Raw genomic sequence first — 14,229 nt, 5'->3', positions numbered from 1 at the left:
TTACGTTTTCAAAAACCGTTATTCGATTACAGTTGCTTCGTAAATAGCTCCCAACTCACGATATTTTTCAGCGTAGTCCATGCCGTACCCGACGATAAACCCTTTTTCCAGAATAAAACCCGGGTAATCAACAACTACATCAATTTCGCGGCGCTCAACTTTTTCTACAACAGAAGCAAGTTTAAGTGATTCTGCACCACGAGCTTTAAGCTGAGACATGAGGAAGGAGATAGTATGACCAGTGTCAACAATGTCTTCCACGATAAGAACATGCTTCCCTTTAATAGAGATCTCAAGGTCTTTGGTGAAAGAAACTGTTTTAGAACTATTGGTGCTGTCGCCATAGCTGGCACAGCGCACAAAGTCTATTTCGGGCTTAACTGTGAGATGCTTTAATAAATCAGAGAAAAACATGAAAGCACCTTTAAGTACACAAACAACTACAAGGTCTTTACCTTCGAAGTCTTTGTTGATCTGCACTGCAAGTTCTTTAACACGTTCTTGAATTTGTTCTTCGCTATAAACTACTGTAAGTTCCTTGATTTCCATTAACTCTCTCCAGAATTCTCTGGTTGTATCTCTAAGAGCATGGCGATTTCGTCACACTCTGGGAATTTAGGACAATTGACGCAGTCTGCCCAGATCTTCTGAGGCAGTACTTCCTTCGACACTTCTACAAAGCCTTGTTTCTGAAAAAAGGCATCTTGATAGGTGAGTGTGAAGACTTTGTAAATACCTAATCTGCGAGCCTCGTCTAAACATGCATCAACAAGATCACGTCCGTGCCCGCCGCGACGAGCATTTTCATCTACAATAAGTGAACGAACCTCTGCCAACCCATCCCAAACAATAGAAAGAGCACAGCAACCTATTATAGATCCCCCATCGCCAGGATCCAGAACGTTAAATTCTCGAAGACTATTGTACAACTGAGTTAATGAACGAGGAAGAAGGACTCCCTGAGTAGAGCACGTCAACAGCAGGTTATGAATTACCTTCACATCCCGCATTTGTGCTTTGCGAATAAACGGCTCAGACATTATTTCTATTTTTCCTTTAACACTTCATCAATGAGCTTTTTTAAATCTTCGAAGGTTACAGGACCAACGTGATCAACAATAAGCTCACCCTTAGTATTATATACAAGAAGACGTGGAATAGACTGAATCGCGAACGTTTCATAAACATCGCGTTCAGCACGAACTACTGGGTAATTCAATTCAAATTCTTTCACAGCTTTTTCAGCAGCATCTGCATTTTCATCTACAGAAACGCCGAGCAGCAGTAAGTCATCATCAGAGTAGGCAGCACGCGTCTTTTTTAAATCCGGCATTTCTTCGCGACACGGAGGACACCATGAAGCCCAAAAGTTCACAACAGTAACTTTGCCTTTGCCGCTATTAATAAGCTTAATTACTTCTGGTGTGTCTACCACTTTTAATGGCTCTGCCACGGCAGATTGAACACCCAAAACAACGGCAAACGCCATGCACAATAACGCAATACGCATTACGGATTTAATAGATTTCATGCTGACTATTTCTCCTCTAAGAAAGATTGAGCAACTCGTACAGCTGATACAGCGTCTTCAGAATAGCCGTGAGCACCGATTGTGTCAGCAAATGCTGCGGTAACAACTGCTCCGCCTATCATTACTTTCACATCTTCCATGCCACGTGCTTTCAATAGTGAAACAGTATCTTCCATACGAACCATTGTCGTTGTCATCAATGCAGAAAGACCAATAATTTTAGCACCATGCTCAACGGCTGCATCAACAATTGTTTCTGCTTTAATATCTTTGCCAAGGTCAACCACATCAAAACCATGGTTGCCAAGCATTAAGCACACGATATTTTTGCCAATATCATGAATGTCGCCTTCAACTGTAGCCATTATTACTTTAGGGCGAACAGTTGCAGCTGCATCTTTTTCTAACAAAGGACGCAAAATAGAGAAACCATGCTGCATAGTTTCGGCAGAACGAAGAAGCTGCGGTAAAAAGTATTCTTTACGCTCATACTTCATACCGACTTCGGTAATTGCAGGAATAAGCATGCCGTTCACAATTTCAAACGGTTCTGCTTTCTTTTCAAGTTCCGCTTCAATAAGACCAATAATTACATCTTTATTACCTTTCACAACTGCTTCAAATACAGTTGTAGCGGCACTGCTTACGACAGAGCCTCCGGCGACAACAGTACCTGAACCAGCTTTCCAATCAGTAAAACCAGCAATAAAACGTGCTGCGTTTTCATCACGGCCAAGCAGAACTTCAGCAGCAGCAAGAGTTTCACAAATCTGCGGATTCCCTGGATGGGCAATACAAGAACTCAAGCCTTTGGCCACAGCCATAGCTAAGAAGGTTCCGTTCAACAACGGCCGCGCAGGCAATCCAAAAGAAATATTTGAAAGACCGATAGTGGTCGGTAAACCAATTTTTGTACAGTACTCTACTGTTTCAAGACACGCCACCGCAGCTTCCGGCTTAGAAGATACTGCAAGAGCAAGCACATCAACGATAACGAGACGACGCGGGATACCCAGAGCATCCACTTGTGCCAACATATCATCAATAATAGCGATGCGATCTTTCGCAGCTACAGGTAGCTTACTCCCTGTAAGCGGAAGCATAATAAACGGTGCACCGTATTTTTTGCATAACGGCCCCAGACGTTCCAAACGCCCTTCTTCACCACTGATAGAGTTTACCAGTGCAGAAGCAGGATACACTTTTAAACCAGCTTCTACCGCATCCATGTTGGAGGAATCGATAGAAAGCGGAACTGGGAACTGAGAAACCAACTTCTCTAATAACTCTGGCAAAATTACGGTTTCATCCGCCATTGGTGCGCCAACGTTTACATCTAGCACTGGTGCTCCACAATCGAGCTGTTCCTGTGCAAACATAAGGGCAGAAGTTAATTGTCCGTTTTGCAGTTCAGCAATGAGCTGTTTTTTACCGGTCGGGTTGATTCGCTCACCAATAATGCGGGCAGGATGTTCTTTACCAAACCGCACAACCTGAGAACGAGAAGTCATACAAAAACAGTCTGTCTCGCGAAGAACAGGCTTTGCTGTCAGGTTCTCAACAGCTGAAACCAAAGCAGTAATATGCTCAGGAGATGTACCGCAGCAACCGCCAAGACAGCGTGCGCCCATCTCAGCAAACACTTTTGTCTGAGTTGCAAAGGATTCAGGATCAAGACGGAAAACAGTGTTACCATCTTCATCTAATTCAGGAAGACCCGCGTTTGGCATAACCAAAACAGGCACAGTTGAATATTCAAGCATTTCCTGTACTACTGAAACCATCTGTTCAGGTCCGGCACTACAGTTTGTCGCTACAAAATCAACACCCATATTAAGCATTGTTTCTACAAAAACTTCTGGTGAAGAGCCTGTTAATGACATCCCATTTTCGAATGTCATAGAGGCACCCACGGGCAGATCGCAAACTTCACGTACTGCCACAACAGCGGCACGAAGTTCTGCTACATCAAAGTGGGTTTCACAGATAACAAGATCAATACCGCCTTCAACAAGGCCGATAATTTGCTCTTTGTACCCTTCAACCAGTTTATCAAATTCTACATCACCCAAAGGGCGAAGAAAATGTCCAGTTGGTCCAACACTACCGGCTACATATGCTTCTCTGCCAGATTCAACGGCAGCACGTTTCGCAGCAGCAGCCATTTCGCGGTTAAAACCGACAACATCCATGTCTTTTGGCAACTTGAAAGAAGTGCCGCCAAAGGTATTGGTGGTAAGAACAGTAGCACCGGCACGAGCATAATCACAGTGTATCCCCTGTAAAACATCAGGGTTTGACATACACCAGACTTCCGGACTTACTCCGGCAGTCAGCCCGCGTGCTTGCAGCATTGTTCCCATTGCACCATCGAAAAATACAAACTTACCAGAAGATAAGGCACTACGAAAATTCGCCACAAACAACTCCTAAACATATCATAAGGGTATTATACGCCACGTTGGACGTTAGATCATCATTTGAAGAAAGTAATGCTCTACTGAAAAACATTGAAAAGAACAAACAAAAACTATATAGTTTGTTATTGGTAAATAGCACGTATTCACACGGTTAACCAGACATAGATACTGTGTAACAACAGCGTTTATGCTAAGCTATAAAGGTATTATATAAATACAGGATTATGACCAACTCTACAAAGAAACCTAAGAATTCCCTTGAAGACAATAATGCTGCCGAAGCTGAACTTGTTGATGTTGAAGACTCTGAAGAAGAGGAAAACTTAGATATTGATCCTGTTATCGATATTACAGAAGAAGACGAAAAAGAAACGCCTGACACCCTGCCTGTGTTTGTAGACAAGAGCTCTACGGCTCGCGCACGGTCTACAGACTCGCTGAGCATGTACTTGCGTGAAATCAGCAAGTTTCCTATGTTGAAACCCGATGAAGAATTTGAACTCGCCAAACGCGTTCAGGAAAGTAACGATTCTGATGCTGCTTTTCGTCTTGTTTCCTCCCATCTCCGTCTTGTTGTTAAAATCGCAATGGACTTCCAACGCCGCTGGATGCAAAACGTTCTTGACCTTATTCAGGAAGGGAACGTTGGACTTATGCGTGCTGTTAATAAATTTGACCCTGATAAAGGCATCAAATTTTCCTATTATGCTTCTTTTTGGATCAAAGCATACATCCTCAAGTTCATTATGGATAATTGGAGACTTGTTAAAGTTGGCACTACACAAGCCCAACGTAAACTTTTCTACAACCTGAACAAAGAACGCCAACGCCTTATTTCACAAGGGTTCGACCCAGACGCTGCAACGTTGTCTAAAAAACTCAACGTGTCAGAAGAACAAGTTGTTGAAATGGAGCAGCGTCTCGATGCTTCCGATATGTCCCTCAACATCCCTATTGGTGATGATGCAGGCGGCGCCACGAGAATGGATTTTCTTCCAGCTCTTGGACCGGGTATCGAAGACATTCTTTCTGATCAACAAATGGCAGAAATGCTTACGCAGAAAATTAACGAAATCGAACATACTTTTAACGAAAAAGAACTCGAGATTCTGCACAAACGACTTTTGTCTGACGATCCGGTTACGTTACGTGAAATCGGAGAACAGTTCGGGATTACCCGAGAGCGTGTCAGACAAATTGAAGCACGATTGCTGCAAAAAATTCGGGATCATCTGTTTAAAGAAATTAAAGACTTTTCTAAAGATTGGATTCAGCGCTAGGGGTGCTTCCAACTACCCCAAACTTCTATCCCTAATTATGGATTCTTACTATGCGTACAAATAACAAGCGCTTTCGTTCTGTTATCATGTCCTTCTGCGCTTTGTTGCTCGTCTCTGGATGTGCCACAAACATGCCTGAACCGCAGTCTGCAACTTCCGAAATTCTTAACGCAGAAGCTGCTACAACCTATCACTACTTACTCTTTGAGGAAGCAACGAGAGAAAACGACTACAGCAAAGCTGAAGACGCACTCTCTACCCTCCTTACCCTCTCTCCTCCACCGGAAGTGTATGTAGAAGCAATAAACTTCTACCTTCGCAACGGTAAGACCATCACAGGTCGTAAAGTAGCTGTTCAAGGCACTCGTGCTTATCCTGAGAACTTTCAGCTTGTTCTGCTTAAAGCAGAATCTTACAGACTGGAAAATAATCTGGAAGATTCCGTTGAGGTTATGAGAGATTACCTCGAAGCACACCCTAAGTCCGACGATGCATATCGCGCAATCGGCTTGTTGTACTTCGATAGCGGAAAATTCCCTGAAGCTGTTGATGCCTTCCGGGAAAGTGATGAAAAATTTCGTTCTCCAACTACTCGCCTCTTTCTTGCCAAAGCACTCATGCAATTAAAAAAGTATGATGATGCAGAAAAAGAACTGATTGCAGCGACAGAACAAAAAGGTCGCCTGCTGGAAGCATGGTCCGAGCTTGCACGACTGTATGAACTTAAACAGGACTACATCCTTGCAGAGCAGGCGTACGAACAGCTTATTACCGCAGACACCTCTAACGAGATAAGCTGGCTGCGCCTCATCAATCTGAATCTTAAGCTTAACCACCCTGCCAAAGCTCTTGAGCTTGTAGAGATTGGCCCCGCGTCTAACGAGTTTATGCTGGAAGCAGCTACAATATTCATTAGCGAAGGGTTTTACAAAGAAGCTAAAATAATGCTTCAACCGTTTGCTGAAATCAAACAGCCTGTTGAAGTGTTCTTCCATCTTGCTCTTATTGCTTTCGAATATGAAAAAGATCTGAACAAGGCGCTTGAACTGCTTAACAATATCCCGCAGGACAACCCTAGCTGGACAAAAAGTTTAGAATTTAGAAGTCGTCTTTTATATGAACTAGGTAAAACGAGCGAAGCTATCGAATTGGTACAGGCAGCTCGGGAACGTGACCCAAGAAGTCGCTTTATTCTCGAACTGGAAACCGAATTACTCATGGCTGCCAAACGCCCTCAGGATGCTTTAAAAACCATCAAAGAGGCTCTTGCCATTTGGCCTAATGATCAGGAACTACTCTTTACCAACGGCTCCATCTACCACACTATTGGTGATAAAAAACGTGCACTTGAGATAATGGAACAAGTCATCAGTGACGATCCTGAATATTTCAAGGCGCTGAATTTTGTCGGCTACACCCTTGCCGAACAGGGCAAGGATCTAGATCGAGCTTTAGTACTGGTTCGCACCGCGGCAAACCTTGCTCCGGGGCAGCCTTATATCCTTGATTCGTTAGCGTGGGTTTATTATTTACGCGATGACTACAAAAACGCATGGACATATATCACTCAAGCCGTAACTCTTGGTACAAATGACCCAACAATTTGGGAACATTATGGTGATATTGCGAAAAAGCGTAAAAATGATGCCGAAGCTCGAAAAGGCTACCAGCGAGCACTTAAAGGGCATAGTAACCCAGAGCTGATCAGACAAAAACTCAAGGACTTATAAATGAAAAGACTGCTTCGCTTGACTTCTGTGGTTTCCGTCATTCTTTTGTTAAGTGCCTGTGCACAACATGCACCCCAATTACGCATAGACCAGCCGGCGCCTCAGACCGAAGCAGAACAAGTATGGGCGAAATACCGTGCAAGTGCAGAAAGAAGATCAACCGAAGTTCCCTTCAGCATCAGTGCCTCTTTCCGATTTAAAACACCGGACTCAAGCAATAGAGCTTCACTGAGAATGTGGGGAAACGGAAATAATCCTGTCCGCATAGATATCCTCGGACCATTTGGGTCTGTTGTAGCAAGCTTACGTATCAGTGATTCACGGTCTGTGATTTTCGAACCAGATAGCAAGCGCGCAGTCTACTCAGATTCAGGCCAGGAACTACTGGTACGTATGGGCCTACCTGTACCCATATCAGTTCAAGACATTGTCGCTCTTTTACGAGGCAACTACGCAGATCTGTTCCCCAAAATGTACGACACTGCATATGTTGAAGGGACCACTAATATTGCGTATACATTCCCTACACAACCTGAGAACAAAAAATCGTCACCAAAGTTGACTGATGGCATTCTTGTCTTAAATAAACAGGGAGTTCCCCTTGTCTGGGAACAAAAAGGAAAATCCATGTCTATTTCCTTTGAGGAATATGACCATGGCCTGCCGGATAAGATCAGAGTAATAGCCGGAACTGAACGAAGCGCACTTTTTTTAATAAAAGACCGTTCAAATCCTGCCGTCCCCTTTGAAGCACAAGCTCTTGAGCTCACGTTGCCACCTGACACCAAACTTGAAGCAATGAGACCATAACCATTGGAACTACTTTTATACTGTGCAGTGACTATTTATCCCGTTTAATAAACAGTCGTCGCCGTAAGATGCTCAATTGCATTGCAAACTATACGAGGAAATCATGTCTGATACTTCCACACCTGAAAAAGATAAATCTGTTTTCCAAAACCTTTGCTTTGGTATTTCCGTCTGGAAACAGAACATGAAACGCATGTTTTCTGACATTCTTCACTCTTTTGAAATAAAGCAGCTTGAAAAGCGCTTAGAGCAAGAGTATGCAGCACTCGGCAAGGTGACTTCGTACCATCTTGAAGAAAATGAAGAGAAACCTGCTATCCCATCTTTTGAAATGACCAGCGCTGCAAAGCAAATCAGTTTTTTAAAAGAAGAAATTGCGCGTCTAAAAGAAGCGCATAAGCAAGAAGCATAACTCGGCGATTACGCCGCCAGTAACATAGAGGTAATAATGTCTAAAAAAGTATTTATCGGCGCAGATCATGGTGGCTTTGCCCTTAAAGTCGTTATCGTAGAAGACCTTATCAAGAAAGGCTACGACGTTGAAGACTTGGGTTGCTATTCCACCGAAAGCACAGACTATCCAATGTACGCAGAGAAAGTCTGTACAAAGGTTCTGGAAGAAAACGCGCTTGGTATTCTTATTTGCGGCACCGGTATTGGCATGTCTATGGCTGCCAACCGCATTCCGGGCATTCGTGCTGCGCTTGCAACAAACGAATTTCATGCCCGCCTTACCCGCCAGCACAACAATGCAAACATACTTTGCCTTGGTGAACGTGTTACTGGCCCTGGTGTTGCCATAAATCTTGCTGAACTTTTCTTAGAAACCGAATTTGAAGGCGGCCGTCACCAGCGTCGCATTGACCAGTTCGACAAAGCGTAGAAGGAATCCTACGACCATGCAGCTCTATAATACTCTGACACACAAAAAAGAGATTTTTACTCCTCTTACTGAAGGCAAAGTGAACATGTATGTATGTGGTATTACCGCATACGATCTTTGTCATATTGGTCACGCTCGATCTGCAGTAGTTTTTGACGTTCTGGTTCGCTACCTTCGCAGCACTGGTCTTGAAGTTTTGTTTGCACGTAACTTCACCGACGTTGATGATAAAATCATCAAACGCGCCAACGAAGAAGGTTTGAGCAGCACTGAAATCGCAGAAAAATACATCCAGACCTTCTATGAAGACATGGATATTCTCAACGTTCTTCGTGCTGACATTGAGCCTAAATGTACTGAACACATCGGTGACATGATCGCACTGTGTGAAACCTTGATCGAAAAAGGCAAGGCATACTCTACTGAATCCGGAGACGTGTACTTCCGTGTTCGCGAATTCAAAGACTATGGCAAACTCTCCGGTCGTGATGTTGATGACATGCGCTCCGGTGCACGAGTTACACCCGGTGATGAAAAAGAAGATCCACTCGACTTTGCTCTCTGGAAAGGCGCAAAACCGGGAGAACCTTCCTGGGAAAGCCCTTGGGGACAAGGTCGTCCTGGCTGGCATATCGAGTGTTCGGCAATGAGTCATCGTCACATGCCGTTGCCATTGGATATTCACGGCGGCGGACTTGATCTTATTTTCCCACATCATGAAAATGAAATTGCACAGAGCGAAGCTGCTTCCGAGACAGAAATGGCACGCTACTGGGTTCACAACGGTTTTGTACAGATTGATTCTGAAAAGATGTCCAAGTCTCTTGGCAACTTCAAAACCATCCGTGACATTCTGGAGTCCTACCTTCCAGAAGTGCTTCGTTTCTTCTTGCTCACTAAGCACTACCGCAGTCCTATCGACTTTAGCTTTATTGCTATGGACGAAGCTGAAAAGAGCATTAAGCGCATTTACGAAACCAAGCTTGCAGTTCTTAACGAACTCAACAAATCCAAGTGGAGCAAAGCTGCTCTGCCTGAAGATGTTCTCAAAGAGTACGAAGACCAGTGCGCTGCATTTGATGCAGCTATGGCTGATGATATGAACACTGCTGGTGCAACCGGCCATATCTTTACTCTTGTGCGTCTTATGAACCGTATCATTGAAGATAAAGGCATGCGCAAGTCCGAAGATGCTAAAGAACTCTTCGAACGCTTTACCGCTGATTTCACCAAATGGAGTGCAGTGCTCGGCCTGTTCGGTCTTGATGCAGAGTCCTTCCTGCTGGATCTCAAGATGAAGCGCGCTACACGTAAAAACATCTCCATTGATGCTCTTGAAGAACTAATGGTACAGCGCCTCGAAGCTCGCAAGAACAAAGACTTTGAAGCTGCTGACACTATCCGTGGAAAACTTACCGAATTGGGCGTGGATGTACGCGATACACCTACCGGCCCTGTATGGGATGTAATCTAACTATGAAAAAAGCACTGCAGCATTATTTCACAACGAACAATACTCCATTCTGGAAGAACCTCTTGTGCACTTTTGTTGCAGTGCTTACTGTCTTATTACCGCCTGTCCATCTAGCAAAAGCTAATATTCTTGATGCGTTCGGAGATTTCGGCGTAAAAGAAGAAGTTGAGCTTGGCAAAAAATTCAGCATTCTCATTAAATCCAGAATGCCAATTATTGAGGATCCAGAGATCGTATCATATGCCAACGGCATATTGAAAAGGCTCCAAAAAAACATCCCTCCCCAACCATTCCCATTTGAAATTAATGTTATCGTAAACGATACCCTTAATGCATTTGCTGTGCCGGGGGGCTACGTGTTTGTCCACACAGCTATGTTGTTGGAAATGGAACACGAATCCGAACTTGCGGGTGTTCTTGCTCACGAACTTGCGCACATCACACAACGACACATCGCACAACGCATTGAAAAATCGCAAAAAGTTCAAATTATGAGCCTTGTAGGGATGCTCGCTGGTGCCGTGCTTGGTGCAACAACAGGCAACGGGGGTGAAGTTGCCAGTGGTCTTATTACCGGCTCTATGGCAGCAGGTCAGGCAGCATTGCTCAATTATAGCCGTGCTGACGAACGAGAAGCTGATCAAATGGGACTTATTTATCTTACTGAAGCAGGATACAATCCCAAAGGGCTTTCCAGCAGTTTTGCTAAAATCCGCAGACGAAAATGGGAGTCCGGCTCCAATATGCCGACCTATTTATCAACTCACCCGGACGTAGAAGAACGTCAAAACTACCTCGCCGACCGAGTTGCTTCTTTGCCAATGGAACTACAAAACCGCCCTGAAGATGACGCGCGGTTCAAACGAGTGCAAACTCTCATTCGTTCACAGTTCACCGATGCGTCAACGGCACTCTCCTATTTTGCAAATCAAGAACAGACACCGCTCGTTCTCATGGGGCAAGGTATTGCCTCGGCAAGGATTAACAAAGTAAAAAAAGCCGCTACATATTTTGATAAAGCATTAGAAGGCGCACCAAAAGACTACTTAATTCTTCGTGAGGCAGGCAAATTCCACTACACCAAGGGTGATACTAAGAAAGCAATTTTCCTGCTCCAAAAGGCTGCCGTACGGAACCCTGAAGACTTGATGACGCTGTTCTTCTATGCCCGTCTATTGAACGACAAAGGTGATGCCAAATCTGCGGGCACCTATTACAAGAAAATTTTACGGACACTACCTGAAGATTCAGAAGTACATTTTTTCTATGGAAAAATGCTCGGACAAAGCGGTGACCAATTTAATGGACACCTACATCTTGCATACAGCGCGCTGTACCGCAATGACGCGAAGAAAACAGCATATCATATCAAAAAAGCCGAAGCGCTTGCTAGTAATCAAAAGCAGACATCCGCTCTTGAATTAATTAAAAAGCAACGAGATGAACGAGCTGCCTACTGGAAATAATTTTTATTTTGCCTCTGCCTTTTGGCAAAAAAAGCATATTCTCTCTCAATCTAAATAACTTCGATTCATATTCGACAAGTACAATATAAGGATTAGTCATGGAACTTCGTGGAACAACTATTCTAGCGGTAAAAAATGCTAACGGTGTTGCAGTAGCAGGTGACGGTCAGGTAACTTTGGGACAGTCCATTGTTATGAAGCATCAGGCACGCAAAGTGCGCCGCATCTACCGTGATAAAGTAATCGCTGGTTTCGCTGGAGCAACAGCAGATGCATTTACTTTGTTTGAGCGTTGCGAAGCTAAACTTGAAGAGTTTGGCGGCAACTTGTTACGCGCATCTGTTGAAATGGCTAAAGATTGGCGTTCTGATAAATATCTACGAAAACTTGAAGCAATGCTGATCGTTGCAGATGCTGAATACATCTTCATCATCAGTGGTAACGGTGATGTTATCGAACCTGATGACAACATCGCAGCAATTGGTAGCGGTGGCGCATATGCCCTTTCCGCAGCACGTGCATTGCAGCGTAACACCGAAATGGCTCCGGAAGAGATCTGCCGCCACTCAATGGCGATTGCTTCAGAAATATGCGTATTCACCAACGAGAATCTCACGATCGAAACCATTAGTGCATAATATGCCTCTTACACAACCAGACTTGGTAACATTGCGCGCTGGATGCAAAATCAACCTGCATTTAGAAATTACTGGCGTTCGTGAAGACGGATACCATGAACTTGATACCCTCTTTTTTCCCCTTCCAAAGCCATTTGACATAATAACAATTTCTAAAGGCGCTGCTGGAAGCGGGCTTCTTCTTGATTGCCCGGGGCTCTCTATTCCTCCTGAAAAAAACATTATGTATAAATGCTGGGAGAAATATTGTGCTGCAACAGACTGGAAGCCTGATCTTGAAATATCTGTTGAAAAAGGTATTCCAGATGGCGCGGGTCTTGGAGGCGGAAGCTCTGATGCTGCAGTTATGCTCAATTATCTCAATAAGTATTGTCCGAAAAATGCACTTTCTCCGGAATCACTCAACGCCCTTGCTGCGACAATTGGAGCAGATGTACCATTTTTCCTGAACAATATTCCGGCACACGCAACAGGCATCGGTGACCGTCTCAAACCGTCTGATGTCTCTCTTTCCGGATATTTTCTTGTACTTATTTGTCCTGACGTCAGCATCTCCACACCGTGGGCATTTGCGGCTTGGGACAAGGCTATGCTAACTGATCGTATGAGCGATAATAAGAAAGAAATCTTGACAACTACAACGTCAAAAGATAGAAAGCACTCCTCTCGTGCCTTGTGGCTTTTTAATAGTTTTGAAGTGGTGGTATACTCGGCCTTTCCGAAGCTGCGGGCGTACAAAGACAAACTCATGGCATTTGGCGCTGAAGGCGCTGTTATGAGTGGAAGCGGTTCAAGCATCTTTGCTTTGTATCGAGAGATGGAACAGGCTGCTAGTGCTGCAACGGCCTTAGAGGCTGATGGCGTTGCCACATATATCCACCATCTGTAATACTGGGACGTAGCCAAGTTGGTAAGGCATCGGGTTTTGGTCCCGACATCCGCGGGTTCAAGTCCTGCCGTCCCAACCATTTTTACAGATAACTAACTATAACCCCAGTATGGTATCATGAACGGCGATCTAAAAATCCTCACCGGCTCTTCCAATCCTGCGTTGGCAGAAGCTATCTGTAGCCACTTAGGCTGCGAGCTTACTCCAACCCTTTGTGAAACTTTCAGCGATGGCGAATGCCGCATCGAGATCGGTGCAAACGTACGAGGCGACGACGTATTTGTTGTTCTCTCTACTTCTGCGCCTGTTAACGATAACCTCATGCAGCTTTGTCTTATGCTCGACGCCCTCAAGCGTGCTAGTGTTGGCCGCGTGACTGCAGTTGTTCCCTACTACGGATACGCACGTCAGGATCGCAAAGTTGCTCCTCGTGCGCCTATCAGTGCAAAAGTTGTTGCGGACTTCCTGACTACTGCTGGCATGGACCGCCTTGTAACCGTAGACCTCCATGCAGGCCAGATTCAGGGCTTCTTTGATGCTCCTGTAGACAACCTCTACGCTGCGCCAGTTATGCTTGACCGCCTTCGTGGCATTCAGAGCGAAAAAGGCGAGATCGTTTTGGTTTCTCCTGATGCTGGTGGTGTTGAACGTGCGCGTGCTTACGCAAAACGTCTTAACGCTGGCCTCGCAATCATCGACAAACGTCGTGACAAGCCTAACCAGGCTCAGGCAATGCACGTTATCGGTGATGTAAAAGATAAAATAGCCATCGTTGTCGACGATATGATCGATACTGCTGGTACCATGTGTGCTGCAGCTGACGTTCTTATGAGCAACGGTGCCAAAGAAGTTATGGCGTGTACTACACACCCGGTTCTCTCCGGTCCAGCCATTGACCGTCTTTGTAATTCAGCTTTCAAAAAAGTTTTTGTTACCGATACTATTGAGCTCGGCGACAAACTCGATCATTGCGATAAACTTGAAGTCCTCTCTATTGCAGGCCTTCTTGCTAAAGCAATTCATAATATCCATACGGAATCCTCCGTTAGCGTTCTTTTCGTATAAAGAACGTGTCTGCAGCGAGTGAAACATCTCGTGGTGGAACCTC

At 44.6% G+C, this 14,229-nt stretch carries 14 protein-coding genes and 1 tRNA gene; 11 read left to right on the top strand and 4 right to left on the bottom strand.

The window, feature by feature from the left end; translation table 11 throughout:
- Positions 1–18: 18 nt before the first annotated feature.
- Genes hpt through MKHDV_RS00940 form a run of 4 tightly spaced genes read right to left on the bottom strand, consistent with a single transcriptional unit; the run spans position 19 to position 3,951 of the window.
- Complete coding sequence (gene hpt / locus MKHDV_RS00955; RefSeq protein WP_160711329.1) at positions 19–549, bottom strand: hypoxanthine phosphoribosyltransferase; 531 nt, start codon at positions 547–549, stop codon at positions 19–21.
- The gene (locus MKHDV_RS00950) at positions 549–1,040 is read right to left on the bottom strand and encodes an N-acetyltransferase (RefSeq protein WP_160711327.1); all 492 of its coding nucleotides are present in this window, start codon (positions 1,038–1,040) and stop codon (positions 549–551) included. The genes hpt and MKHDV_RS00950 overlap by 1 nt, the downstream gene beginning before the upstream one ends.
- Positions 1,041–1,045: 5 nt before the next feature.
- Positions 1,046–1,531, bottom strand: a complete 486-nt coding sequence (locus tag MKHDV_RS00945; RefSeq protein WP_160711325.1) for a TlpA disulfide reductase family protein — start codon at positions 1,529–1,531, stop codon at positions 1,046–1,048.
- A 5-nt stretch (positions 1,532–1,536) separates the two neighbouring features.
- Positions 1,537–3,951: a homocysteine S-methyltransferase family protein gene (locus MKHDV_RS00940; RefSeq protein ID WP_160711323.1), complete on the bottom strand. Its 2,415-nt coding sequence runs from the start codon at positions 3,949–3,951 to the stop codon at positions 1,537–1,539.
- A gap of 224 nt (positions 3,952–4,175) precedes the next feature.
- Between MKHDV_RS00940 and MKHDV_RS00935 the strand changes: the two genes are divergently transcribed.
- From MKHDV_RS00935 to MKHDV_RS00885, 11 genes are all read left to right on the top strand, one after another.
- Positions 4,176–5,231: an RNA polymerase factor sigma-32 gene (locus MKHDV_RS00935; protein WP_160711321.1), complete on the top strand. Its 1,056-nt coding sequence runs from the start codon at positions 4,176–4,178 to the stop codon at positions 5,229–5,231.
- 50 nt (positions 5,232–5,281) lie between these two features.
- Positions 5,282–6,961, top strand: coding sequence for a tetratricopeptide repeat protein (locus MKHDV_RS00930; protein ID WP_160711319.1), 1,680 nt, complete (start codon positions 5,282–5,284; stop codon positions 6,959–6,961).
- Positions 6,962–7,771, top strand: a complete 810-nt coding sequence (locus tag MKHDV_RS00925; RefSeq protein ID WP_160711317.1) for a hypothetical protein — start codon at positions 6,962–6,964, stop codon at positions 7,769–7,771.
- A gap of 103 nt (positions 7,772–7,874) precedes the next feature.
- Positions 7,875–8,183 carry a hypothetical protein gene (locus tag MKHDV_RS00920; protein WP_160711315.1) on the top strand — a complete coding sequence of 103 codons (309 nt, stop codon included), beginning with the start codon at positions 7,875–7,877 and terminating at the stop codon, positions 8,181–8,183.
- 36 nt (positions 8,184–8,219) lie between these two features.
- Entirely contained in the window at positions 8,220–8,654 is a 435-nt protein-coding gene (gene rpiB / locus MKHDV_RS00915) for a ribose 5-phosphate isomerase B (RefSeq protein WP_160711313.1), read from the top strand.
- Between the two features lie 16 nt (positions 8,655–8,670).
- Positions 8,671–10,128 carry a cysteine--tRNA ligase gene (cysS, locus tag MKHDV_RS00910; RefSeq protein ID WP_160711311.1) on the top strand — a complete coding sequence of 486 codons (1,458 nt, stop codon included), beginning with the start codon at positions 8,671–8,673 and terminating at the stop codon, positions 10,126–10,128.
- Positions 10,129–10,130: 2 nt separating this feature from the next.
- Entirely contained in the window at positions 10,131–11,594 is a 1,464-nt protein-coding gene (locus tag MKHDV_RS00905; RefSeq protein WP_160711309.1) for a M48 family metallopeptidase, read from the top strand.
- 98 nt (positions 11,595–11,692) lie between these two features.
- Positions 11,693–12,232, top strand: coding sequence for an ATP-dependent protease subunit HslV (gene hslV, locus MKHDV_RS00900; RefSeq protein ID WP_160711307.1), 540 nt, complete (start codon positions 11,693–11,695; stop codon positions 12,230–12,232).
- Between the two features lies 1 nt (position 12,233).
- A complete protein-coding gene (gene ispE, locus MKHDV_RS00895) occupies positions 12,234–13,121 on the top strand; it encodes a 4-(cytidine 5'-diphospho)-2-C-methyl-D-erythritol kinase (protein ID WP_160711305.1) in 888 nt (295 codons plus the stop codon).
- 3 nt (positions 13,122–13,124) lie between these two features.
- Positions 13,125–13,200 (top strand) — tRNA-Gln (locus MKHDV_RS00890).
- Between the two features lie 38 nt (positions 13,201–13,238).
- A complete protein-coding gene (locus MKHDV_RS00885) occupies positions 13,239–14,186 on the top strand; it encodes a ribose-phosphate pyrophosphokinase (RefSeq protein WP_160711303.1) in 948 nt (315 codons plus the stop codon).
- Positions 14,187–14,229: the final 43 nt, after the last annotated feature.

Source organism: Halodesulfovibrio sp. MK-HDV, assembly GCF_009914765.1.
Lineage (GTDB): Bacteria > Desulfobacterota > Desulfovibrionia > Desulfovibrionales > Desulfovibrionaceae > Halodesulfovibrio.
Note: the sequence above shows the minus strand (reverse complement) of the source record. Positions and strands in the feature narration are given on the sequence as shown.

Bases quoted from the DNA above. Each gene is read 5' to 3' on its own strand.
- MKHDV_RS00925 (WP_160711317.1), top strand. From the start codon at position 6,962: ATGAAAAGACTGCTTCGCTTGACTTCTGTGGTTTCCGTCATTCTTTTG.
- MKHDV_RS00920 (WP_160711315.1), top strand. From the start codon at position 7,875: ATGTCTGATACTTCCACACCTGAAAAAGATAAATCTGTTTTCCAAAAC.
- MKHDV_RS00930 (WP_160711319.1), top strand. From the start codon at position 5,282: ATGCGTACAAATAACAAGCGCTTTCGTTCTGTTATCATGTCCTTCTGC.
- MKHDV_RS00905 (WP_160711309.1), top strand. From the start codon at position 10,131: ATGAAAAAAGCACTGCAGCATTATTTCACAACGAACAATACTCCATTC.
- hslV (WP_160711307.1), top strand. From the start codon at position 11,693: ATGGAACTTCGTGGAACAACTATTCTAGCGGTAAAAAATGCTAACGGT.
- rpiB (WP_160711313.1), top strand. From the start codon at position 8,220: ATGTCTAAAAAAGTATTTATCGGCGCAGATCATGGTGGCTTTGCCCTT.
- MKHDV_RS00945 (WP_160711325.1), bottom strand. From the start codon at position 1,531: ATGAAATCTATTAAATCCGTAATGCGTATTGCGTTATTGTGCATGGCG.
- hpt (WP_160711329.1), bottom strand. From the start codon at position 549: ATGGAAATCAAGGAACTTACAGTAGTTTATAGCGAAGAACAAATTCAA.
- ispE (WP_160711305.1), top strand. From the start codon at position 12,234: ATGCCTCTTACACAACCAGACTTGGTAACATTGCGCGCTGGATGCAAA.
- MKHDV_RS00950 (WP_160711327.1), bottom strand. From the start codon at position 1,040: ATGTCTGAGCCGTTTATTCGCAAAGCACAAATGCGGGATGTGAAGGTA.
- MKHDV_RS00935 (WP_160711321.1), top strand. From the start codon at position 4,176: ATGACCAACTCTACAAAGAAACCTAAGAATTCCCTTGAAGACAATAAT.
- cysS (WP_160711311.1), top strand. From the start codon at position 8,671: ATGCAGCTCTATAATACTCTGACACACAAAAAAGAGATTTTTACTCCT.
- MKHDV_RS00885 (WP_160711303.1), top strand. From the start codon at position 13,239: ATGAACGGCGATCTAAAAATCCTCACCGGCTCTTCCAATCCTGCGTTG.